The following is a 22,845-nucleotide window of genomic DNA, read 5'->3' as shown; positions in this document are numbered from 1 at the left end:
AGCCGACTGTGTATGGATTCAGGAGTCGTCTTGACTTGGACATAGTCCAATATAGGATCGTTCACAGGCAACGGCCAAGGGCCCGAGCAGCACCAGAGACCTGAAGACAGCTGAAGGGCGTGACAGGTAAATGACCGACCAGATCACCACGGGACCGCTCACCACGGAGGCCGGTGCCCCGGTCGCGGACAATCAGAACAGCCAGTCCGCCGGCCCCGGCGGTCCCGGACTGATCCAGGACCAGCTGCTGATCGAGAAGCTGGCCCACTTCAACCGTGAGCGGATTCCCGAGCGCATCGTGCACGCGCGCGGCGCGGGCGCCTACGGCACGTTCACCGTGACCGCGGACCTGACGAAGTACACGCGGGCCAAGTTCCTCTCCGAGATCGGCAAGGAGACCGAGGTCTTCCTCCGCTTCTCCACCGTCGCGGGGAACCTGGGCGCGCCGGACGCGGTGCGGGACCCGCGTGGCTTCGCGCTCAAGTTCTACACCGAAGAGGGCAATTACGACCTGGTCGGCAACAACACCCCGGTCTTCTTCATCAAGGACGCGATCAAGTTCCCGGACTTCATCCACACCCAGAAGCGTGACCCGTACACGGGTTCGCAGGAGGCGGACAACGTCTGGGACTTCTGGGGCCTGTCGCCCGAGTCGACGCACCAGGTCACCTGGCTGTTCGGCGACCGCGGCATTCCGGCGTCCTACCGCCACATGAACGGGTACGGCTCGCACACGTTCCAGTGGAACAACGAGGCGGGCGAGGCGTTCTGGGTCAAGTACCACTTCAAGACGGACCAGGGCATCAAGACCCTGACCGCCCAGGAGGCCGCGGACCTCACCGGCCAGGACCCGGACAGCCACCAGCGTGACCTGCGCACCTCGATCGAAAACGGCGACTTCCCGACCTGGACCGTTCAGGTGCAGATCATGCCCGTCGCCGAAGCGGCCACCTACCGGTTCAACCCGTTCGACCTGACCAAGGTCTGGCCGCACGCGGACTACCCGCCGATCGAGATCGGCAAGCTGGAGCTCAACCGCAACCCGCAGAACATCTTTGCCGAGGTCGAGCAGTCGATCTTCTCCCCGCACCACTTCGTGCCGGGCATCGGCCCCTCGCCCGACAAGATGCTCCAGGGCCGCCTGTTCGCCTACGGCGACGCCCACCGCTACCGCGTCGGCATCAATGCCGACCACCTGCCGGTCAACCGGCCGCACGCCACCGAGGCGCGCTCCCACGGCCGCGACGGCTTCGCGTACGACGGCAGGCACGGCGGCGCGAAGAACTACGAGCCCAACAGCTTCGGCGGCCCGGTCCAGACCGACCGCCCGCTGTGGGAGCCGACCGCGGTCACCGGCTACACCGGCGACCACGAGGCGCCCTCGCACGCCGAGGACAACGACTTCGTGCAGGCCGGCGCCCTGTACCGGCTCATGTCGGACGACGAGAAGGACCGCCTGATCGAAAACCTGGCGGGCTTCATCTCCCAGGTCTCCCGTGACGACATCGCCGAGCGGGCGATCGAAAACTTCCGCAAGGCGGACGAGGACTACGGCAAGCGGCTCCAGGCCGCGGTCCAGGCCCTCCGCGGCTGATTTCCCGCAACGCCGCTTGCCGTACACCCCGGGGCGGCCGGAGCCTGTCGACAGGCTCCGGCCGCCCCGGACTTCATCCGACGCCGACCGCGCTGACGACCGGCGTCCAGCAGTTGATGATGTCGCGCACCGAGACGATGCCGACCGGCTCGTGCTCGTCGAGCACGACCAGGTGCCGGAAGCCGCCCTGCGCCATCGCGGAGGCGGCGTCGGCGAGGGTCCACTGCGGCGCCGCGTAGACGACGTCCGTCGTGGTGTGCGCACCGACGCGCTCCCGGTCCGGGTCCTGGCCGCGTCCGACGGACGTGAGGACGTCCCGTTCGGTGAGAATGCCGATGCCTGCGGTATCGGGGTCGAGGACCACGGCCGCGCCCACCCGCCGGGCGGACATCAGCCGGGCCGCCTGCCTGAGCGTGTGATCGGGGCCGATGGTGAGGACGATGGTGCTCATCGCGTCACGGACCAGCATGGGATGAGCCACCTCCTGCCAGGGTCGAGGGAAGGGGAGGGGCCGCTTGAGACAGCTTTCACAAAGTCACAAGCGGAGAAATTCTCATGCTCACATGCCCTCTTCCGCTCAACAAGGGTCAGGACGGGGCGAAAGCCGCCGATTCCGTGAAGACCACGATCAGGCGTGAAGGCTACGTGCCCAGGTAGCCGAGCAGCCGCTCGTGCAGCAGGCCGTTGCTCGCCGCCGCGTTCCCGCCGTGCGGCCCTTCCGCCCCGTCGAGACCGGTGAACCTGCCCCCCGCCTCCTGCACGATGATCGCCGGCGCCGCCATGTCCCACAGCGACAGCTCCGGCTCGGCGCACACGTCGACCGCGCCCTCGGCCACCATCATGTAGGACCAGAAGTCGCCGTACGCGCGCGTGCGCCAGCAGTCCCGCGACAGGTCGAGCAGCCCGCCGAGCCGCCCCCGCTCCTCCCAGCCGCCGAGCGAGGAGTACGAGAACGAGGCGTCCTCGATCCGCGCCACCCGCGACACCGAGATCCGCGTCGCCGACGTCAGGCTGCGCCCCGCGTACGCCCCGCCGCCCAGCGCCGCCCACCAGCGCCGGTTCAGCGCGGGCGCGGACACCACCCCGACCACCGGCCGGTCGCCGCCCTCCCCGCGCTCCATCAGCGCGATGAGTGTCGCCCACACCGGAACGCCGCGCACATAGTTCTTGGTGCCGTCGATCGGGTCGACGACCCAGCGCCGCGGCCCCTGCCCCTCGCCGCCGAACTCCTCGCCCAGCACCGCGTCCCGCGGCCTCGCCCGCCCGAGCACCGACCGGATCAGCTCCTCCGCGGCCCGATCCGCCTCCGTCACCGGTGTCAGGTCCGGCTTGGTCTCCACTTTCAGGTCGAGCGCCCGGAAGCGGTCCATCGTCGCGGCATCGGCGGAGTCGGCGAGCACGTGCGCCAGGCGCAGGTCGTCGTGGTAATCGGGCATGCCTCACAGTATCCGGCCGGGCGCCCGGCACCGGTGCGGGGCATCTTGACACCGCACCCGGGCGCGTCAATCCTGTCCGGCACCAGGACAGAGCCGCTCCTGGAAGCGAGGAGGCAACGGTGCCCACCGCGCGAGAATCCCTCCTGAACGCTGCCGCGCAGGCCGTCGAACGACGCCCCTGGCCCGTGGTCAGGATGATCGAGGTCGCAGCGGCGGCCGGGGTGTCCCGGCAGACGCTCTACAACGAGTTCGGCGACAAGGCGGGGCTCGGCTCCGCCCTGGCGGAGCACAGGACGGCCGTGTTCCTCGACGGGTTCCAGGCGTTCCTGCGCGCCCGCCGCCACGACCCCGCCGCCCTGTCCGCCGCCACCGGCTGGATCGTCCGCACCGCCCGGGCGGACCGCGTCGTGCACGCCGCCCTCACGGGCTGCCGCTGTGCCGGCCTGCCGCCGCACGCCCGCGCCCCGGGACAGCTGGTCGGCGAGTTGTGCGCGTGTGCCGTGCGCACCCTCGGCGAGGGCGCGGACCTGGATGCCGCCCGCACCTGCGAGACGGCGGTCCGCCTCGCGATCTCCCACCTGGTCGCCCCGCCGGCCGCCGCGCCCGCCGCGGCCGGCGCCTGATCAGTCGCCCTCGCGCCGCTCGCGCGTGGCCAGCAGGCGCCGGAGCGAATACAGCCGCGCCGGCTCCGCGTGCCCCTCGGCCACCCAGGCGTCGAGGGCACAGTCCCGCTCGTCGTGGCTGCACGCCCGCGGGCAGCCCGCGGTGCCCGGCTCCAGGTCGGGAAAGGCGTGGATGACGCGCGAGGGCTCGATGTGATGCAGCCCGAACGACCGGACGCCCGGCGTGTCGATGACCCAGCCGGCCGTGCCCGGCAGCGGCAGGGCCAGCGCCGAGACGGTGGTGTGCCGGCCGCGGCCGGTCACCGCGTTCACCTCGCCCGTCGCCCGCTGCCGCTCCGGCGGCACCAGCGCGTTCACCAGCGTCGTCTTGCCGACGCCGCTGTGCCCGACGAACGCCGTGGTCCGGCCGGCCAGCAACTCCCGCACCCGGGCCACCGACTCCTCGTCGAACTCCTCACGGCTGGTCACCACATGCCGGGTGCCCAGCGGCGCGTACGTGTCGAGCAGTGGGCCGGCCGGCGCCAGGTCGGACTTGGTGAGGATCAGCAGCGGGTCGAGCCCCGCGTCGAACGCGGCGACCAGACAGCGGTCGATCAGCCGCGGCCGCGGCTCCGGATCGGCGAGCGCGGTGACGATGGCGAGCTGGTCGGCGTTCGCCACCACCACCCGTTCGAACGGGTCGTCGTCGTCCGCGGTCCGCCGCAGCACCGACGTGCGCTCCGCCACCCGCACCACCCGGGCCAGCGTGTCCTTGTGGCCCGACAGATCGCCGACCACCGCGACCCGGTCGCCGACGACCACGCTCTTGCGCCCCAGCTCACGCGCCTTCATCGCGGTGACCGTGCGGTCCGCGACGAGACAGGTGATCCGGCCCCGGTCGACGGTGAGGACGAAGCCGTCCTCCGCGTCCTCGTGGGCGGGCCGCCGATGGGTGCGCGGCCTGCTCCCCCGGCGGCTCGGCCGGACCCGGACGTCGTCCTCGTCGGTGTGCTTGCCGTACCGGCGCATCGCGGGCCGCGGTCCTCAGGCGCCCTCTCCGGCCAGCATGCGGTGCCACAGGTCGGGGAAGTCGGGCATGGTCTTGCCCGTGGTAGCGATGTTCTCGATCTCGACATCCTTGACGACCAGGCCGAGTACGGCGCCCGCGGTCGCGAGCCGGTGGTCCTCGTACGTGTGGAAGACACCGCCGCGCAGCGCGCGCGGCCGGATGCGCAGGCCGTCCTCGGTCTCCGTGACGTCGCCGCCCAGCGCGTTGATCTCCTTGGTGAGGGCCGCCAGGCGGTCGGTCTCGTGCAGCCGCAGGTGCGCGACGCCGCGCAGCACCGACTCGCCCTCGGCCAGCGCGGCGACGGCGGCGATGCCGGGCGTCAGCTCGCCCACCTCGCCCAGATCCGCGTCGATGCCGCGTACCCGCCCGCTGCCGGAGAACGTCAGTCCGCGGTCGTCCAGCGTGCAGGTGCCGCCCATCTCGGTGAAGATGTGCCGCAGCGCGTCGCCCGGCTGGGTGGTGCGGACGGGCCAGTCGGGGATGGTGACCGTGCCGCCGGTGACGAGCGCGGCGGCCAGGAACGGCTGCGCGTTGGACAGGTCGGGCTCCACCACCAGGTCCCGGCCGAGCAGGGCGCCGGGGGTCACGCGCCACACGTTCGGCTCGCCGCCCGAGTCGGGCGCGTCGACCTGCACCCCGGCGCGGCGCAGCATGTCCACGGTCATGCGGATATGCGGCAGGGACGGCAGCGTCCTGCCGGTGTGCCGCACCTCGACGCCCTGGTTGAAGCGGGGCGCGGAGAGCAGCAGCGCGCTGATGAACTGCGAGGAGGTCGAGGCGTCCACCTCGACGGGGCCGCCGTCGAGCGAGCCGACGCCGTGCACGGTGAGCGGCATGCTGCCGCGCCCGCCGTCCTCGACGCGGGCGCCGAGGGAACGCAGCGCGTCGATCAGGCTGCGCAGCGGGCGCTCGTGCGAACGCGGGTCGCCGTCGAAGCGGACCTCGCCCTCGGCCAGCGCGGCCAGCGGCGGCAGGAAGCGCATGACCGTTCCGGCGTTGCCGACGTCGACGGTGGCCGGCGCCTGCGGCAGGGCGGGGATGACGCGCCAGGACTCGCCGCGGCCCTGCGGGAGGCCGGAGACGGCGGAGTTGGAGGAGACGGTCTCCTCGATGCCGATGCCGAGGGAACGCAGCGCGTCCGCCATCAGCAGGGTGTCGCGGGACCGGAGCGGGCGGCGCAGCCACCCCGGGTCGGCGGCCAGCGCGGCGAGGATCAGGGCCCGGTTGGTGACCGACTTGGACCCGGGCACCGTGACCGTTGCGTCGACCGCGCGCGAAGCGGACGGCGCGGGCCAGAGATCGAGACTTTCGCTGTGGTCGGTCATGCTCTCACTCTAGTGCGCGGCATGGCCCGGACAGGTGTTTCAGACGTCGAGCAGCCAGCGTCCGCCGCCGATCAGCGACGTGAGCGCCACGGCGTGGAAGAGGAGCAGCCACATCAGCGCGGGGACGCGCGTGAGCCGTGCGAGCTGGTCCGCGTCCGAGTCGCGCGCCGCCCCGCGCCGGCGCTTGGCCTGGAGCTCGAACACCGGCCGGACGCCGCCGAGCAGCAGGAACCACACGACCACGTAGGCGAACGCCGCCTGCACATCGGGCTCCGTGAGCCAGGAGACCAGCAGGAACGCGGCCCCGGTCAGCACGACGGTCAGCATGCCGTACGCGTTGCGCACCATGACCAGAAGCGCGAGCAGCAGGGCGGTGGCCCCCCACAGCAGGGCGGTGATGCGGCCCTCGGAGAGCAGCGCGGCCCCGCCGAGCCCCAGCAGCGAGGGGGCGGTGTACCCGGCGGCCGCGGTGAGGATCATGCCGAAGCCGGTCGGCTTGCCCCGGGAGACCGTAAGGCCCGAGGTGTCGGAGTGCAGGCGTATGCCCTCCAGGCGGCGGCCGGTCACCAGGGCCATCAGGCCGTGGCCGCCCTCGTGCGCGATGGTGATGGTGTTGCGGGACAGCCGCCACACGCCGAACGGCGCGACCGCCGCCAGGGCGACGGCGGCCGTCGCGAGTATCAGCCACAGCTCGGGCCCGGGCTGCGTGCCGGTCACGCGGCCCCACAGTTCGTCGATGTCAGCGGTATCCATAGCGGGGCCGATCCTAGGACCTGACTACCGGGCGCCCCCGGGGGCCTCCAGGAGCGGGGGCAGCGAGGGCAGGGCTGGAGAGCCCTCCTCGTCGAACGGCCGGGGCGGCGTCAAGGTGCCCGGCCCCGGGGCGCAGTCGCCCGCCTCCGGCAGGACCTCGGCCACTCCGGGGGCGCACAAGGCCACGTCCGCGCCGGGGATTGCATCGAGCGCCGGCTCCGGCACGGGCACCGGCTGCTCCTCGGGCGCCGGGTCCGGAACGCGCGCGCGGGTCCGTTCCGGCGCATGAGACGGCGCGTCCGTCGGGTCCGCACGCCGCTCCCGTTCCTCCTGCGCCGGCTCCCGGTCACGGTCGGGCGCCTCCACGCGGTCCCCGGCCGCCCCCTGTCCGTCCCGCGCCTCCTCGTCCCGGGCCTGGCTGTGACCGTGGTCGTGGCCGCCGGACAACTGCCCGGTCAGCGGCGCCGATCCGGTGGCGGTGACCGCGGCGAGCGCCACGGTGGCGGTGACCGTCACCTTGCTCAGCAGGCCGCCCGCACCGGTCAGCCCGCCCGCGCCCGCGAGGCCGCCCGCGCCCGCCACCCCGGCGGCCTTCCCGGCCAGCTCGGCCGTTCCCGCGACGCCGGGCACGGCGAACCAGCCCGCGAGAACGAGCGGAAGCACCCCGCGCAGCGTCTCGTTGAGGTCGGCCAGCTCCCGGTAGGCGGAGCGGCAGCGCTCGCAGTCATCGAGATGCCGCCGCAGCCCGAGGTACCCGCGGCGCAGGTACGGGCGGCGGGCATAGGTGCCCAGCCGGCTCGCGTACCGCCGGCACTCCTCCTGCCCGGTGAGGGACTCGCTCACGTGCGCCTGGAGGTAGGCCGCCCGCAGCCCCTCCCGGGCGCGGTGCGCGAGCACCGCCGTGGCGTTGGCCGACAGGCCGAGGCGCCGCGCGACACGGCGGACCGGCTCCCCGTCCACCGTCGTTCGCCACAGCACCTCCTGCCAGCGCTCCGGCAGGGTCAGGAACGCCCGCACCACCATCGACCGGTCGGCCCGCGCGATCGTGCCCGCCTCAGCCTGCGATTCGCCCGGCGGACCGGCCGCGACCGCGCCCGGCTCCGGCACGGGCAGTTCCAGCGCGCCGTCCGCGCCCCACTGCGCCGCCGCGCGCCGCACCATGGTCAGCAGGTAGGCGCGCACCGCCGTACGCGGCCCGCCCCCGGCGCGCACCGCGCGCAGCGTCCGCGCGAACACTTCCGCCGTCAGGTCCTCCGCCGTGTGCGCGTCGCGGCAGCAGAGCCGCGCGTAGCGCCGTACCGCCGGCTCGTGCCGCCGGTACAGCTCCGCGAATCCCGCGTCGTCACCGGCCCGGACGCGCACCAGCAGGGCGCTGTCGGACTCGGCCGGCGCGCCGTCATCCATCGCCATGCACCCTCCCGTTGCTCGTGTGTTGATCAAAACCGCCAACGACGCCCGGCGGCCGAAGAAACGGTTCGGTCAAGGCGCCGCTCCGCCCGCCACTCCTGGAGCACCATTCACTCCAATGCCACACATCCCCCCAAGTCACCCCTCGTTGGCGGTTTGTGATGCCACTCAACCAGCAGATGATGTACGACCCGACGGCGACCACGCACCTGTTTCTGCCGCCGGATCTGCTCGTCGGCCCCACCGCCGACGCGCCCCCCTCCGACGGCCAGGGCCCGCGGCAGCACGCGGCACGGAGCCACCGCAGGGAACGCCGGCGCGTCACCTGGCGACACGGCTCGGTCCGTTCGTGGTGGATGAGGTGCGCGAGCCTGATGCTCGCCGCCGCGGCCGCCGTCCTCGTCGCGATGCTCAGCGTCCTCGGCGGCCTCGTCTCCTACGAGCCGCTGCGGGACGCCGCTTCCCCCGGCGTCCCGCAGCAACTGATCGACTGGTGGCCCCTGCTGATCTTCGGGCCCTGGCTGGTGGCCTCCCTGTCGATCCTGCGCGCGGCGCTGCACCAGCGGCACGCGCTGCACTCGTGGGCGGTCGTCGTCTTCTTCTCCGGTCTGGCCATCGCCCTGTGCATGTCGCAGGTGCCCAGGACCCCGACGAACCTGGCCGTGGCCGGTCTTCCGCCGCTCTCCGCACTGCTGGCGTTCCACCAGATCGTGCGCCAGGTGACGCTGATCAACCCGCCCCGGCACGCGCTCCCGCGACGGCGCCCCGGACGCCGCCGCGGCTGAACCGCGCGGTCAGCCCCGCCCCGCGGCCTCGACGGCCTGCTCGATGCGGGCGACCAGCTCCTCCGCGTCCACCGACCCGTCCCGCGCCGCGAGCGCCCCGGCCAGCTCGGCCACGGCGGCGCGCAGCGCGACCACCTCGCCGTGCGTCCTGCTGAGCAGCGCCCAGGCATCCCGGTCGGCGCCCTCCGCCCTGAACTGCCAGGTGTGATGCGGACTTGCCGCGTCGTCCCACATCTGCCGCGCGTCGCGCGAGTCCATCCGGTCGTCCTTGTAGAGCGCCACCTGGCGGGCCGCGGCCTTCGCCACCTTCTCGATGTCGGCGTCGCTCAGCGGCATGTCGTCCTCCTCGGGGTCCCAGTCGGCGGGGTGCCGCAGTCGTTCGGCGACGCGCTTGCGCACGTCGCTCATGGAGATGCCGGGCCCGCGTGGGTCGATCTTGCCCGGCTGCCATTCCAGATGGCCGATCACCGAGGTCGTGCCCTGCTTGCCCCAGCCGTGCGCCCGGCAGATGGCCGCCGAGGCGCGCACGATGGCATCGACCTGCGCACCCGGCCACGGGTCCTTGTTGTCGCCCAGGTTGATGCATTCGAAGCCGTAGAAGTACCGATTGCCGTCGGTGTTCGCCTGGTTGTCGGGGGGAAGGGTCCGCTCCGCGATCACGGCGTCCAGCACGTCCCCGTCGCCGCTGCCCGCGTGGTTGGCCCGGCCGTGCCCGACGAGGTGGACCACGCCGTCCTTGGCGATGACGCCGTGGCACAGCGGCCCAGGCAGCGTGGAGTGGCCGTCGTAGCACAGGTCCACGCTGGAGTTGGTGCCGGTGGTGACGGTGTGGTGGATCATCACTCCGTGCACGGGCCCCCAGGACCCGACGTGATTCCGGTTGTGCGTGCGCCAGGACCGGTGTTCCTCGATCCTGACGCCCTCCCCCTTGAGAGCGCTCACCAGCTTGGCGGCGGAAAGTGGAGAAGCCATACCTGTTCCCTTCCCCGGTTCCGGCGGCTCATGGCCCCTGCCGCCCCAACTCCACCCGTTTCAGGCACAGAACGCACACCCCCGCACCGCCGGCGCGGGACTTCGGGCACGCTCAAAGGCCCGGCCCGCGTTTCCGCGGACCGGGCCTTGATCATCTGGGGTGAGTGACGGGACTTGAACCCGCGGCCACCTGGACCACAACCAGGTGCTCTACCAACTGAGCTACACCCACCATGATCGGCTGCCCGGGGCGCCACCAGAGCTTCCCGTACCAGCCGGAATATGAGTGTACAGGGTCGTCGGCAGTGGCCGCGCCATGGTTCTCACTGCACCACGTGCTGCGCCGCGATGCGCTTGGCCTCGTCGCTGTCGGGGCCCGGCTGCGGTACGAAGACCGCCTGCCGGTAGTAGCGCAGCTCGGCGATGGACTCCCTGATGTCCGCGAGCGCGCGGTGGTTGCCGCTCTTCTCCGGGCTGTTGAAATAGGCCCGCGGATACCAGCGGCGGGCCAGCTCCTTGACGGAGGAGACGTCGATCACGCGGTAGTGCAGGTGCGACTCCAGGCGCGGCATGTCCCGGGCCAGGAAGCCGCGGTCGGTGCCGATCGAATTGCCGCACAGCGGGGTCTTCCCGGCCTCGGGGGCGTGCGCCCTGATGTAGTCGAGAACGCGCTCCTCCGCCTCCGCCAGCGTGGTGCCCGCGGCCAGCTCGTCCAGCAGGCCGGAAGCGGTGTGCATGGCACGCACCACTTCCGGCATCGACTCCAGGGCCGCGGCCGGCGGCCGGATCACCACGTCCACCCCGTCCCCGAGCACATTCAGCTCGGAGTCGGTCACCAGCGCGGCCACCTCGACGAGCGCGTCGTCGGCCAGCGAAAGGCCGGTCATCTCGCAGTCGATCCACACCATGCGATCGTTCATGCGAACAACCTTACGTCGCTCAGCGCGACTGTCCCGCACCGGTGCTCACGGAGCGGGACGCCCCCGCTGGCCGGGCAGCCTGGGCGAGAAGCCGTCGCCGACCGGCTTGCCGCGCTCCGGCGCGTCCTGCTGCCGCGCACGGTAGGCGGCCCGGTAGGCGGCGGGCGAGGCGCCCAGCTGGCGCCGGAAGTGGCCGCGCAGCGCCACGGGGGAACGGAATCCGCAGCGGCCCGCCACCTCGTCCACCGAGTAGTCGGACACTTCGAGCAGCCGTTGCGCCTGGAGGACACGCTGGGTGATCAGCCACTGGAGCGGGGCGCTGCCGGTCAGCGCGCGGAAGCGGCGGTCGAACGTGCGCCTGCTCATGTAGGCACGCGCGGCCAGCGTCTCCACGTCGAACTGCTCGTGCAAGTGCTCCAGCGCCCACGCGACGACCTCGGCGAGCGGGTCGGCGCCGATGTCCTCGGGTAAAGAACGGTCGAGGTGCCGGTGGGCCCCCACCTCCGCCCCGTTCCCCCGGCGCGGGGGCAGCACCAGACGGCGGGCCAGCGCGGCGGCGGCCTCGGGGCCGTGGTCCTGCCGGACGATGTGCAGGCACAGGTCGATGCCGGCGGCGGTGCCCGCGGAGGTGAGGATGTCGCCGTCGTCGACGAACAGCTCCCTGGGGTCCACGTGGACCGAGGGGTACCGCTTGGCGAGCGTCGGCGCGTACATCCAGTGGGTGGTCGCCGGCCGCCCGTCCAGCAGCCCGGCCGCACCCAGGGCGAACGCCCCGGTGCACAGGCCGACGATGCGTGCGCCCTCGCCGTGCGCGCGGCGCAGCGCGGCCAGCGCCGCGCTCGGCGGCGGGCCGGTGATGGACCGCCAGGCGGGAACGATGACGGTGCCCGCCCTGGCCACGGCGCCGAGCCCGTAGGGGGCTCTCAGCTCCAGGCCGCCCGTGGTCCGCAGCGGCCCTTCCTCGCCCGCGCAGGCGAGGAGCCGGTAGCGCGGGACCCCCGCATCCTGGCGGTCGACGCCGAAGACGGACAGCGGAATGGAGCTTTCGAACATGGGACTGCCGCTGAACAGCAGCACCGCGACGACTTCGCGGCGGCGTCGGGCAGCGAGCTTTACAGCGGGCTCGGGGCCGTGCGTTGGGTCCTGGCTCATGCTCCTCAGTTCCCTCGGTCGTCGCGTCCTCTCGGTCCTGCACGTTTCCCCCGACGTGATGCCAAGATCGAATCTACTGTGTCGGGTGAGGTCGGCGGGACAAGTTCATCACTCGGCGCTATATCGACATGACAACGTGGCGCGAAGCATTCGATCAGGAAGCGTTACACGTAGGAGCAGTTGGGGGAAGTGCGCCTCACCTCGCCGCTCGGCACGGGGGGTCTGGAGCGCCGGGAGGCGCCTCTCCCTCCCGGTATACAGGAGATGTTGGCGGGGCGTGTGAGCAACGTGGTTCTGGAGTGGCGAAGTTGGCCGAAAATGAGACCCGCCGGCGGGACCCCTCCAGCGCACGCCGGGCGTACGCCGGGGGCGTTCACCGCATGGCCGTGCTGTAATTGTCTCGGTACGGAACGCGATCAGCCGCTGCTCTCGGCCACGGGTCCAGTCGTCAAGAACGGAACGCGCGAGGTCACCCTGGCCGGTCACCCAGCGGAAGCGGCCGTGTCAGCGGGTGTCCGAAAGCATTGCGCCCCCGCTCCGGGGTAGGGCATGCTGCACGGTCACGGCGCCAGGGGCCGGTTTCATGGGTTGTACACACCGGCCCTGGGAACTAGCTACCTGACGCCGTACCCTGGAGGTGGAACCAGTGGAAGCACAGAGAATCTCCCCCGCTTCTTCGCGTGCCACCCCCATCACCGACACACTCACGAGGTTTCCTCACTGACCCACCGCTGAGGCTCCGATGGCTGGATACGAGTTCCCCGAACCAGCGGATCGCAGGCAAGTCGCCGATCCCCCGCCCACGCCCGACCTGATGGAGGACACCGGGGCGTCGCACGACCCGGCCTTCCAGCACGGCGTGGTAGTGGGTTTCGACGGCTCGACATCGAGTGAGCGCGCCCTGGCGTACGCTTCCGGCATGTCCCGGCGGTCCGGTTCCGGACTGATCATCGTGCACGTGGCCAACCGCCTGCCGACCACCGTGTGGGCCGGCTGCGAGCCGCCGGCCCTGGTCGACGTTCCCGATCACCGCACCGAGGTGCTCGGTCTGGAGCTGGCCTGCGCCGAGCACCTGACGGACGTGCCCTGGGTCCTTCTCGAACGTGGCGGCGACATCTGCCACGAGCTGGAGGAGGTCGGCCGGGAGTACGAGGCCGACGCCATCGTCGTCGGCACCACGCACGGACTGCTGGGCCGCCTCTTCGGCTCGGTGTCCGGGCGCCTCGCCCGCCGCGCCCAGCGTCCGGTGGTCGTCATCCCCTGACCCGGGGACGGCACCGGTGCCGCCGACCGGCTCCCGGGCGCGCTCGACGCGCCCGGGGCCGCCCCGTGGCGCTCCAGGGCCCCCCGGTCGCTCCCGCTCGCCCCTGGGCCCGCAGACGGCCATGTGTGGCGTCCTCGCGTGCGGCGGGGCGGGTGCTCACCGACCATTCACCAAATTCGTCGCCCGGGAGTGGTGGATTGTGCGCTTGTGATGGGCATAAAGGGGACACCGACCGTTGCTTGGGCCGCCGACGGGAGGTGACGGACCCGACGGCGGCTTCTCCCCGCCGGCGTAATGGGCGACGCCGGCGCATATGGCGGCCCCCGGGGCGCGTTTGGTGGCACGCACCCCCGGGGGCCGCCGTGCGCCCCGTCGCGCCCCCCCGGCGGGGAGCCGGCGCCGGGCCCCCCCCCGGCGGGCCGGCCCCACCCCGATGCGCGCCGAGGCACCCCGAGTCCGCCGTTCCGCGCCGTGCCGTTCCGCGCCGTTCCGCGCCGAAACCGGCGTTTCCGCGCCTATTCCACGGTGACGGACTTGGCGAGATTCCGCGGCTTGTCGATGTCCCGGCCCAGCGCCAGGGCCGTGTGGTACGCCAGCAGCTGGAGCGGAATGCCCATCAGCACCGGGTCCAGCTCCGGCTCGTTCCGCGGCACCACGATCGTGCTGTCCGCCTTCGGCTGCTCCTCGTGCGCGACCGCCAGGATGCGCCCGCTGCGCGCCTTGATCTCCTCCAGGGTCGCCCGGTTCTTCTCCAGCAGCTCGTCCGTCGGCATGATCGCCACGGTCGGCACGGCGGGCTCGACCAAAGCCAGCGGGCCGTGCTTCAGCTCCGAGGCGGGGTACGCCTCCGCGTGGATGTAGGAGACCTCCTTCAGCTTCAGCGAGGCTTCCTTCGCCACCGGGAAGCCGCGCACCCGGCCGACGAACATCATGCTCCTGGACTCCGCCAGCTCGGCCGCGAGCTTCGCGATCCTGTCCTCCTCGCGCAGGATCTCGCCGATCTGCTCCGGCAGCCTGCGCAGCCCTTCGATGATTCGCTTGCCGTCGGCCACCGACAGGTCCCTGATGCGGCCCAGGTGCAGCGCGAGCAGCGCGAACGCCACGGCCGTGTTGGTGAAGCACTTGGTGGACACGACGCACACCTCGGGCCCGGCGTGCACGTAGACCCCGCCGTCCGTCTCCCGCGCGATGGCGGAGCCGACCACGTTGACCACGCCGAGCACCATGGCGCCCTTGCGCTTCAGCTCCTGCACCGCGGCCAGGGTGTCGTACGTCTCGCCGGACTGGCTCGTCGCGATGTACAGGGTGTCCGGGTCCACGACGGCGTTGCGGTAGCGGAACTCGCTGGCCGGCTCGGCGTCCGCGGGGATGCGGGCCAGCTCCTCGATCATCTGGGCGCCGATCAGGCCCGCGTGGTAGGCCGAGCCACAGCCCAGGATCTTGACCCGCCGCACCCCGCGCGCCGCCCTGGCGTCCAGGTTGAGACCGCCGAGCCGCACCGTGGCGAACCGGTCGTCGATCCGCCCGCGCAGCACACGGTCCACGGCCTCCGGCTGCTCGGCGATCTCCTTGTGCATGTAGGTGTCGTGGCCGCCCATGTCGTAGCTCTCGGCCTCCCACTCCACGGTGGTCGGCGCGGCGGCGGTGCGGCTGCCGTCGGTGGTGTAGGTGCGGTAGTCGTCGGCCTTGATCGTCGCCAGTTCGCCGTCGTCCAGCGTGATCACCTGCCGGGTGTGGCTGATCAGCGCGGCCACGTCGGAGGCGACGAACATCTCCTTCTCGCCGATGCCGAGCACCACGGGGGAGCCGTTGCGGGCCACGACGATGCGGTCGGGGAAGTCGGCGTGCAGCACGGCGATCCCGTAGGTGCCCTCGATGTACCGCAGGGCCTCGCGGACCTTGTCCTCCAGCTTCTCGGCCCCGGCGCGGGCGATGAGGTGGGCCAGCACTTCGGTGTCGGTCTCCGAGGCCAGCTCGATGCCCTCGGCGGCCAGCTTGGCGCGCAGATCGGCGGAGTTGTCGATGATGCCGTTGTGCACGACGGCGATGCGGCCCGCGGCGTCGAGGTGGGGGTGGGCGTTGGCGTCGTTGGGGGCGCCGTGGGTCGCCCACCGGGTGTGGGCGATGCCGCTGGTGCCCGAGAACCGGGCGGGGACCTTGCCCTCCAGATCGCGAACGCGGCCCGCGTTCTTGACCGTCTTCAGGCCGCCGCCGCGCCCGCCGTTCTGGATGGCGATGCCCGCGGAGTCGTACCCGCGGTACTCCAGCCGCTGGAGGCCCTCCAGCAGGAGGGGCGCAACATCCCGTTTGCCGATATATCCGACGATCCCACACATAGACGTTCCTCCTGCTGGTCGTTCGCTTGCTGTCCGCCCGTCCGCGCCGGCGCTCAGCCGTACACGATCCGCCGCAGCTGCCGCTGGGACAGCTCGGGGGGCGCCACCGCGCGGTGCGGCAGCTCGTCCGCGATCCGCTGGAAGATGGCGGTATTGGTCAGGCCCCGGGATTGCAGCTCCCGGTGGCGGCGGCGGACGAACTCCTCGGCGGTCTCGTCGAAATACGCCAGCACATCGAGGACCACCCGGGCCGCCTCGCCACGCGCGAGAGGGGTGCTGCGCACCAGGTGGTCCACGAGGTCGTCGTGGGGCGTACGGCGTCCGAGCACCCCTCGATACTGCGTAGCCGGGATGCTTTTCGCAACAATCCTGCCCGATATCGGGCACGGGCGTGTCGCCCGGCAGGGCCCCGGCGCCCCCGGCAGCCCCCGGCAGAGCCGCTACAAACGGTCGATCATGGCCTTCTTCGCCGTGGCGAACTCCTCGTCCGTCAGCACGCCGCTCCGGTGCAGCTCGCCCAGCTCCCGCAGCCGCCGCAGCACGGTGTCCGGATCGGCCGCGCCGTCGGCCGCCCCGCCCTCCGCGGGCTTGTCCAGCACGTCCGCGACCGCCGGCGGCTCCGCGGCGGCCGACGGGTGCGGCAGCCGCGCCGTCACGGCGGCGGCGAGCAGCGCCGACTCGGCGATCTCGCGGGCCGGGCGCCAGCCCCACAGGACCACGCAGTTCGGGTCGTGCGACGCCTTGCCCGGTCCTGGCCCCTGCCGGGGCAGCAGCCGCAGATAGCCGCTCTCCAGCCGCGGGGGCGACCACTTCACGGCGGCCACCTCGCCCAGCCGGACGGAACGGAAGCCGGTGGTCTTCTTGCTCTCCTCGGCCGCCCAGTTCCAGGAGATCCGGATCTCCTCGCCGTCGAACACCATCTCGCCGTCCGAACCGTGCAGCGTCAGCGGAACGGAGGGGCCTGGCAGCAGATAGCGGTCCGTGGCCGTGTCGGGCACCTGCTCGATGGTCAGCGCGTCCCGCACCGCGTCCGCCAGGTAGTCGGCGATCCCGGCCCGGTCCCGGTCGACCTCAAGCCGGTAGGGGTCCGCCGCGTCGGGCAGCCACCCGCCGGTGGCCTGCGTCAGCGGGTCGGCGCCGCTGCGCAGCCGGAGCCGGAGCTTGCCCGACTTCTTCCCGGTCTCGTGGGACACGCCGGCCACGGCTTCGAGGGGCACCGCGACCTCGCCGAGCGCGGTGCGCAGCGCGTGGACGCCACGGCCGTGACCGGGAACGATGCGCAGCGTGTCGCCGTCGAAGGTCCATGTGCCGGTGGGCTGGGTGATCTCTGCCATCGGGGCCATGGCCCCGATTGTCGCAAACGGCTCGCGCGGCATTTCGGCACCCCAACGCTCGTGCGGCGCCCATCCGTTCCGCGGCACCCGCACGCCCGTGTCACCCGGCCGCCGCCAGGTCGGACAGGCCCAGCTCCCTGCTGATCAGCATGCGCTGGACCTCGCTGGTGCCCTCCCCGATCTCCAGGATCTTCGCGTCACGCCACATGCGGGCCACCGGGTACTCGTTCATGAATCCGTACCCGCCGTGGATCTGCGTGGCCTCGCGGGCGTTCGTCACGGCCACGTCGGAGGAGTGCAGCTTGGCGATGGCCGCCTCCTTCTTGAACGGCTCGCCCGCCAGCAGCCGCGAGGCCGCGTCGCGCCACGCGACGCGGGCGGTGTGGGCGCGGGCCGCCATGTCGGCCAGCTTGAACTGGATGGCCTGGTTCGCCCCGATCGGGCGGCCGAAGGCGGTGCGTGTGCGCGCGTAGGCGACGGACTCGTCCACGCAGCCCTGCGCGAGGCCGGTGGCCAGGGCCGAGATCGCGATGCGGCCCTCGTCGAGGATGCGCAGGAACTGGGCGTAGCCGCGGCCCTCCTCGCCCAGCAGGCTGTCCGCGGGGACACGGACGCCGGCGAAGTGCAGCTCGCGGGTGTCCGACGCGTTCCAGCCGACCTTGGAGTACGCGGGCGCGACCGTCAGCCCCGGCGTGCCGGCGGGGACGATGAAGGTGGAGATCAGCGGGGCGCCGTCCGGCTTGCGGCCGGTGACGGCGGTGACGGTGACGAGGCCGGTGATGTCGGTGCCGGAGTTGGTGATGAAGCTCTTGGTGCCGTTGATCACCCACTCCCCGCCGTCCCGCACCGCGGTGGTGCGGGTGCCGCCCGCGTCCGAGCCGAAGTCGGGCTCGGTGAGGCCGAACGCGCCCAGGATCTCGCCGCGGCACAGGCGCGGCAGCCAGCGGCGCTTCTGCTCCTCGGTGCCGAAGCGGTGGATCGGCATGGCGCCCAGCGACACGCCGGCCTCCAGCGTGATGGCCACGGAGGAGTCCACCCGGGCCAGCTCCTCCAGGGCCAGGCACAACGCCAGGTAGTCGCCGCCCATGCCGCCGTGCTCTTCGGGGAACGGCAGCCCGAAAAGCCCCATCCGGCCCATCTCGCGGACGATGTCGTAGGGGAACGCGTGGCGCTCGTAGAAGTCCCCGATCTTGGGGGCCACCACGTCGTGCGCGAACGCCTCGACGGTACGGCGCAGTTCCTCGTGCTCGGGGCTCAGGCGGTGGTCCAGGGTCATGGGCTCGGCCTCCTCGGCTGCGTGTCGACGGGGTCCTCGTGGGACAGTGCGCGCACGGTGCGGGACGGGCTCGGGCGGCCGAGGTGGCCGGCCAGCCACCGGCTGGTGGCGACGAGCCCGTCGAGGTCGACGCCGGTCTCGATGCCCAGCCCGTTCAGCATCCACAGCAGGTCCTCGGTCGCCAGGTTGCCCGTCGCGCTGCGGGCGAACGGGCAGCCGCCGAGCCCGCCGGCCGAGGCGTCGACGGTGGTGACGCCGTGCCGCAGGGCGGTGAGGGTGTTCGCCAGGGCCTGCCCGTAGGTGTCGTGGAAGTGGACGGCGAGCCGGTCGGTGGGGATGCCCGCCTCGTTCAGCGCGGTCAGCAGCTCGGTCACCTGGTTCGGCGTGGCGACGCCGATCGTGTCGCCGAGGCTCAGCCGGGCGCAGCCCAGGTCGATGAGGCGGCGGGCGACGCGCACGGTCCGCTCGGGCGGCACCGCGCCCTCCCAGGGGTCGCCGAAGCACATCGACAGGTAGCCGCGGACCGGCACCTCGGCGTCGGTGGCGCGCGCCACGACGGGGGTGAACATGGCCAGCGACTCGTCGACCGTGCGGCCCAGGTTGGCGCGTGCGAACGACTCGGTGACGCTGGCGAAGACGGCGACCTCGCGCACGCCGAGGGCCAGGGCCCGGTCCAGGCCGCGCTCGTTCGGCACCAGCACGGGCAGCCGCACGTCGAGGTCGCGCAGCAGCGGGAACAACTCCTCGGCGTCGGCGAGCTGCGGAACGAGGTCGGGCCGCACGAAGCTGGTGGCCTCGATGGTGGTCAGCCCGGCGGCGGCCAGCCGGTGCACGAACTCGGCCTTCACCGCGGCGGGCACGACCGTCTTCTCGTTCTGAAGGCCGTCCCGCGGCCCCACCTCGTGGATGGTGACGCGGGCGGGCAGGCCGGTGTCTGCGGTCATCGCGGCTCCTTCGGGCTGACCTGGGCCAGGACCTGGTCGATGGCGACCGTGCTGCCTGCCGTCACCTTCAGCTCGGTGACCGTGCCGTCGTGCGGGGCGGAGATGACGTGCTCCATCTTCATCGCCTCCACGACCAGCAGGCCCTGCCCGGCCCGCACCACGTCGCCGACGGCCGCCTTCACGACCGTGACCGTGCCGGGCATGGGGGCGGTGAGCGTGTCGGCGCCGGCCGCGGCGCCCGCGCCCGCGGCGGCGACGGGGTCGTACCCGGCGATGTGCCAGGCGTCGCCGTCGCGGCCGAGCCAGTGCCCGCCGGGCACGGCGGCGTGCGCGAACGTATGGGTGGCGCCGGCGTGTTCGAGGCGCACGAACGCCTCCCCGCGCCCCCGTTCCTCACCGGCCAGCAGGCGGGCCGGCCGCGGCTCCTCGTCACCGCACGCGACCTCGCCGGGCCGCACCCGCACCGTCACCGGCTCGCGCCCGGCGGCCCGCAGCCGGTGCACCGTCCAGGCCGGCTCGCCGCCCAGACGCCAGCCCGAGGGCACGTCGAACGGGTCGACCCAGCCGTCCGCGTCCGGCACGGGACGCGAACCCGCCTGCCGCAGCAGCGCCGCCGCCACGTACACCTCGGCGGGCACGGAGCGCGGGAGCAGCCCGGCCGCCGCCGCGTCCACCAGACCGGTGTCGAAGTCCCCCGACTCGACGGCGGGATGGGCCAGCAGGCGGCGCAGGAAGCCGGTGTTGGTGTCGACCCCCAGCACCGTGGTGCGCGCCAGCGCCGCGCGCAGCCGGCGCAGCGCCGTGGCGCGGTCGGGGCCGTGCGCGACGACCTTGGCGAGCATCGGGTCGTAGGCGGTGCCCACCTCGGTGCCCTCGGCAAGACCCGAGTCCACGCGCACGCCCTCGCCGACGGGCTCGCGCAGCAGCAGCACCTCGCCCGCGGAGGGCAGGAACGCGACTCCGCCGTCCGCCGTCTCCTGGGCCGTCTCGGCGCAGATCCTGGCCTCGACGGCATGTCCGGCCGCGGCCGGGACGCTGCCCTGGCCGAACGGCAGCGGCTCGCCCGCGGCCACCCGCAGCTGCCACTCCACGAGGTCGAGCCCGGTGATCAGCTCGGTGACCGGATGCTCGACCTGAAGCCTGGTGTTCATCTCCATGAACCAGAACGAGGAACGGTCCCCGCCCGGCACGATGAACTCCACGGTGCCCGCCCCGCGGTAGCCGCAGGCCCGCGCCGCGCGCACCGCGGCCTCGCCCATCGCCGCGCGGGTCGCCGGGTCGAGCAGCGGGCTCGGCGCCTCCTCGACGATCTTCTGGTGGCGGCGCTGGAGCGAGCATTCGCGCTCGCCGAGGTGCACGACCGTTCCGTGGCCGTCGGCGAGCACCTGGATCTCGATATGCCGCGGCCGGTCGATCCACCGCTCGGCGAGCAGCGTGTCGTCGCCGAACGCCGCCCGCGCCTCCCGGCGGGCCGCGGCGATCTCCTCGTCCAGGCGTGCGAGGTCGCGCACCAGGCGCATGCCCTTGCCGCCACCACCCGCCGAGGGCTTGAGCAGCACGGGCCCGCCCATGGCGCGCGCCGCGGCGGCCAGCCCGTCCCCGTGCGCCCCCGGTACGACGGGCACGCCGGCGGCGCCCACCGTCTCCTTGGCGCGGATCTTGTCGCCCATCGTCTCGATGGCCTCGGCGGGCGGCCCGATGAACGTCAGCCCCGCGCCGGTGACCGCGCGCGCGAACGCCGCGTTCTCGGCGAGGAACCCGTATCCGGGGTGCACCGCCTCGGCGCCCGCCCGTTCGGCGGCATCGAGCAGCGCCGGGGCCGACAGGTAGCTCCGCGCCGCCTGCGCGGGCCCGATCCGCACCGCGCGGTCGGCCTCGGCGACGTGCCTGGCCCCGGCGTCGGCGTCGCTGTAGACGGCGACGGAGGTGATGCCGAGGCGCCGCAGGGTGCGGATCACGCGGACGGCGATCTCACCGCGGTTGGCGACGAGCACGGAGTCGAACATCGGCGGCGAACCCCCTCACTTGGTCACATCTCACATCCGGAAGACGCCGTAGGACGTCTCGGCCAGCGGCGCGTTGGCGCAGGCGGTCAGGGCCAGGCCGAGGACCGTGCGGGTCTGGAGCGGGTCGATCACGCCGTCGTCCCACAGCCGGGCGGTCGCGTAGTAGGCGTTCCCCTGCGTCTCGTACTGCTCGCGGATCGGCGCCTTGAACGCCTCCTCCGCGTCCGCGCCCCACTCCTCGCCCTCGTGCAGCCGCTCCCGCCTGACGGTCGCGAGCACGGCGGCGGCCTGCTCGCCGCCCATCACGGAGATCTTCGCGTTCGGCCACATCCACAGGAAACGCGGCGAGTAGGCCCGCCCGCACATCGAGTAGTTCCCCGCGCCGTAGGAGCCGCCGATGACCACCGTCAGCTTCGGCACGCGGGCGCAGGCGACGGCCGTCACCATCTTCGCGCCGTGTTTGGCGATGCCGCCCGCCTCGTAGGCACGGCCGACCATGAATCCCGAGATGTTCTGAAGGAACAGCAGCGGGATGCCGCGCTGGTCGCACAGCTCGACGAAGTGGGCGCCCTTCTGGGCCGACTCGGAGAAGAGGATGCCGTTGTTGGCGACGATGCCCACCGGGTGGCCGTGCACCCGGGCGAAGCCGGTGACGAGTGTGGTGCCGAACTCCGCCTTGAACTCCTGGAAGCGCGATCCGTCCACGATCCGCGCGATCACCTCGCGCACGTCGTACGCCGTCCGCGAGTCCACCGGCACCACGCCGTACAGCCCGGCCGGGTCCGCCGCCGGCTCCTCGGCCGGCGCCACGCTCCAGGGCAGCGGGCCGCGGGCCGGGAGCGTCGCCACGACCGACCTGACGATGCGCAGCGCGTGCGCGTCGTCCTCGGCGAGGTGGTCGGTGACGCCCGATACCCGGGCGTGCACCTCGCCGCCGCCCAGCTCCTCCGCCGTCACGACCTCGCCGGTGGCGGCCTTCACCAGCGGCGGGCCGCCGAGGAAGATCGTGCCCTGGCCGCGCACGATGACGGCCTCGTCGCTCATCGCGGGCACGTACGCGCCGCCGGCCGTGCAGGAGCCGAGCACGGCGGCGATCTGCGGGATGCCGGCCGCCGACATGCGCGCCTGGTTGTAGAAGATGCGCCCGAAGTGCTCGCGGTCGGGGAAGACCTCGTCCTGCATCGGCAGGAACGCGCCGCCCGAGTCGACCAGGTACAGGCACGGCAGGCGGTTCTCCAGGGCCACCTCCTGCGCGCGCAGATGCTTCTTGACGGTCATCGGGTAGTAGGTGCCGCCCTTGACCGTCGCGTCGTTCGCCACGACCATCGCCTCGCGGCCGCTCACCCGCCCGATGCCCGCGATCACTCCGGCGGCCGGCGCCTCTCCGCCGTACATGCCGTCGGCGGCGAGCGGCGCCAGCTCCAGGAAGGGCGAACCGGGGTCGAGCAGGGTGTCGACGCGGTCGCGGGGCAGCAGCTTGCCGCGGGCCGTGTGCCGGGCGCGGGCGCGCTCGCCCCCGCCCAGGCGGGCGGCGGCCAGCTTCTCCCGCAGCCGGGCCGCCAGCTCGCGGTGCCCCGCCTCGTTGGCCCGGTAGGTGTCGGATGCCGGATCGGCCGTGCTGCTCAGCGTCGGTGCCTGCCGCATGCCAGACAGGTTAACGGTCGCTAACA

At 72.8% G+C, this 22,845-nt stretch carries 20 protein-coding genes and 1 tRNA gene; 4 read left to right on the top strand and 17 right to left on the bottom strand.

Translation table 11 applies throughout. The features are described 5' to 3' along the window. The first annotated feature begins 130 nt into the window (after nucleotides 1–130). Entirely contained in the window at nucleotides 131–1,594 is a 1,464-nt protein-coding gene (locus RM779_RS11655; RefSeq protein ID WP_311617603.1) for a catalase, read from the top strand. A gap of 73 nt (nucleotides 1,595–1,667) precedes the next feature. Here the strand turns inward: RM779_RS11655 and RM779_RS11650 are convergent, their stop codons facing one another. Continuing rightward, the gene (locus RM779_RS11650; RefSeq protein ID WP_311617602.1) at nucleotides 1,668–2,063 is read right to left on the bottom strand and encodes a CBS domain-containing protein; all 396 of its coding nucleotides are present in this window, start codon (nucleotides 2,061–2,063) and stop codon (nucleotides 1,668–1,670) included. A 172-nt stretch (nucleotides 2,064–2,235) separates the two neighbouring features. Continuing rightward, nucleotides 2,236–3,030: a histidinol-phosphatase gene (gene hisN, locus RM779_RS11645; RefSeq protein WP_311617601.1), complete on the bottom strand. Its 795-nt coding sequence runs from the start codon at nucleotides 3,028–3,030 to the stop codon at nucleotides 2,236–2,238. A gap of 119 nt (nucleotides 3,031–3,149) precedes the next feature. Here hisN and RM779_RS11640 point away from each other — a divergent pair, with 119 nt between their 5' ends. Further along, on the top strand, nucleotides 3,150–3,653 hold the full coding sequence (locus RM779_RS11640) for a TetR/AcrR family transcriptional regulator (RefSeq protein ID WP_311617600.1): 504 nt from the start codon (nucleotides 3,150–3,152) through the stop codon (nucleotides 3,651–3,653). On the opposite strand, the gene rsgA is transcribed toward RM779_RS11640, so the two are convergent. Genes rsgA through RM779_RS11620 form a run of 4 tightly spaced genes read right to left on the bottom strand, consistent with a single transcriptional unit; the run spans nucleotide 3,654 to nucleotide 8,189 of the window. Next, nucleotides 3,654–4,661 carry a ribosome small subunit-dependent GTPase A gene (gene rsgA, locus RM779_RS11635; protein WP_311617599.1) on the bottom strand — a complete coding sequence of 336 codons (1,008 nt, stop codon included), beginning with the start codon at nucleotides 4,659–4,661 and terminating at the stop codon, nucleotides 3,654–3,656. A 15-nt stretch (nucleotides 4,662–4,676) separates the two neighbouring features. Then, nucleotides 4,677–6,026 (bottom strand): 3-phosphoshikimate 1-carboxyvinyltransferase, encoded by a 1,350-nt coding sequence (gene aroA, locus RM779_RS11630; protein ID WP_311617598.1) that lies wholly within the window; start codon nucleotides 6,024–6,026, stop codon nucleotides 4,677–4,679. 39 nt (nucleotides 6,027–6,065) lie between these two features. Then, nucleotides 6,066–6,779, bottom strand: a complete 714-nt coding sequence (locus tag RM779_RS11625; RefSeq protein WP_311617597.1) for a M50 family metallopeptidase — start codon at nucleotides 6,777–6,779, stop codon at nucleotides 6,066–6,068. Between the two features lie 24 nt (nucleotides 6,780–6,803). Further along, nucleotides 6,804–8,189, bottom strand: a complete 1,386-nt coding sequence (locus RM779_RS11620) for a sigma-70 family RNA polymerase sigma factor (protein ID WP_311617596.1) — start codon at nucleotides 8,187–8,189, stop codon at nucleotides 6,804–6,806. 158 nt (nucleotides 8,190–8,347) lie between these two features. Here RM779_RS11620 and RM779_RS11615 point away from each other — a divergent pair, with 158 nt between their 5' ends. After that, nucleotides 8,348–8,971 (top strand): DUF2637 domain-containing protein, encoded by a 624-nt coding sequence (locus RM779_RS11615; RefSeq protein ID WP_311617595.1) that lies wholly within the window; start codon nucleotides 8,348–8,350, stop codon nucleotides 8,969–8,971. Nucleotides 8,972–8,980: 9 nt separating this feature from the next. Here the strand turns inward: RM779_RS11615 and RM779_RS11610 are convergent, their stop codons facing one another. The 4 genes from RM779_RS11610 to RM779_RS11595 form a co-directional block, all read right to left on the bottom strand. Further along, the gene (locus tag RM779_RS11610; protein WP_311617594.1) at nucleotides 8,981–9,943 is read right to left on the bottom strand and encodes a peptidoglycan recognition protein family protein; all 963 of its coding nucleotides are present in this window, start codon (nucleotides 9,941–9,943) and stop codon (nucleotides 8,981–8,983) included. A 156-nt stretch (nucleotides 9,944–10,099) separates the two neighbouring features. Then, nucleotides 10,100–10,175 (bottom strand) — tRNA-His (locus tag RM779_RS11605). 91 nt (nucleotides 10,176–10,266) lie between these two features. Continuing rightward, nucleotides 10,267–10,863 carry an oligoribonuclease gene (gene orn / locus RM779_RS11600; protein WP_077059103.1) on the bottom strand — a complete coding sequence of 199 codons (597 nt, stop codon included), beginning with the start codon at nucleotides 10,861–10,863 and terminating at the stop codon, nucleotides 10,267–10,269. A gap of 45 nt (nucleotides 10,864–10,908) precedes the next feature. Beyond that, on the bottom strand, nucleotides 10,909–12,015 hold the full coding sequence (locus tag RM779_RS11595; RefSeq protein WP_311617593.1) for a GlxA family transcriptional regulator: 1,107 nt from the start codon (nucleotides 12,013–12,015) through the stop codon (nucleotides 10,909–10,911). A 742-nt stretch (nucleotides 12,016–12,757) separates the two neighbouring features. Here RM779_RS11595 and RM779_RS11590 point away from each other — a divergent pair. Continuing rightward, on the top strand, nucleotides 12,758–13,279 hold the full coding sequence (locus RM779_RS11590; RefSeq protein ID WP_311617592.1) for a universal stress protein: 522 nt from the start codon (nucleotides 12,758–12,760) through the stop codon (nucleotides 13,277–13,279). A 515-nt stretch (nucleotides 13,280–13,794) separates the two neighbouring features. Here the strand turns inward: RM779_RS11590 and glmS are convergent. From glmS to RM779_RS11555, 7 genes are all read right to left on the bottom strand, one after another. Next, nucleotides 13,795–15,615 (bottom strand): glutamine--fructose-6-phosphate transaminase (isomerizing), encoded by a 1,821-nt coding sequence (gene glmS / locus RM779_RS11585; RefSeq protein ID WP_311617591.1) that lies wholly within the window; start codon nucleotides 15,613–15,615, stop codon nucleotides 13,795–13,797. 53 nt (nucleotides 15,616–15,668) lie between these two features. Beyond that, a complete protein-coding gene (locus tag RM779_RS11580) occupies nucleotides 15,669–15,944 on the bottom strand; it encodes a hypothetical protein (RefSeq protein ID WP_077059107.1) in 276 nt (91 codons plus the stop codon). Nucleotides 15,945–16,055: 111 nt separating this feature from the next. Continuing rightward, nucleotides 16,056–16,949 (bottom strand): DUF4429 domain-containing protein, encoded by an 894-nt coding sequence (locus tag RM779_RS11575; protein WP_311617691.1) that lies wholly within the window; start codon nucleotides 16,947–16,949, stop codon nucleotides 16,056–16,058. 100 nt (nucleotides 16,950–17,049) lie between these two features. Then, nucleotides 17,050–18,225: an acyl-CoA dehydrogenase family protein gene (locus tag RM779_RS11570; protein WP_311617590.1), complete on the bottom strand. Its 1,176-nt coding sequence runs from the start codon at nucleotides 18,223–18,225 to the stop codon at nucleotides 17,050–17,052. Continuing rightward, complete coding sequence (locus tag RM779_RS11565) at nucleotides 18,222–19,169, bottom strand: hydroxymethylglutaryl-CoA lyase (protein ID WP_311617589.1); 948 nt, start codon at nucleotides 19,167–19,169, stop codon at nucleotides 18,222–18,224. Before RM779_RS11565 ends, RM779_RS11570 begins: the two co-directional genes overlap by 4 nt. Beyond that, on the bottom strand, nucleotides 19,166–21,175 hold the full coding sequence (locus RM779_RS11560; RefSeq protein WP_311617588.1) for an acetyl/propionyl/methylcrotonyl-CoA carboxylase subunit alpha: 2,010 nt from the start codon (nucleotides 21,173–21,175) through the stop codon (nucleotides 19,166–19,168). Before RM779_RS11560 ends, RM779_RS11565 begins: the two co-directional genes overlap by 4 nt. 30 nt (nucleotides 21,176–21,205) lie before the next feature. Beyond that, nucleotides 21,206–22,819 (bottom strand): carboxyl transferase domain-containing protein, encoded by a 1,614-nt coding sequence (locus RM779_RS11555; protein ID WP_311617587.1) that lies wholly within the window; start codon nucleotides 22,817–22,819, stop codon nucleotides 21,206–21,208. Between the last annotated feature and the right edge of the window lie 26 nt (nucleotides 22,820–22,845).

Source organism: Streptomyces johnsoniae, assembly GCF_031845565.1.
Classification (GTDB): Bacteria; Actinomycetota; Actinomycetes; order Streptomycetales; family Streptomycetaceae; genus Streptomyces; species Streptomyces johnsoniae.
This window is presented reverse-complemented; position numbering and strand designations above follow the sequence as displayed.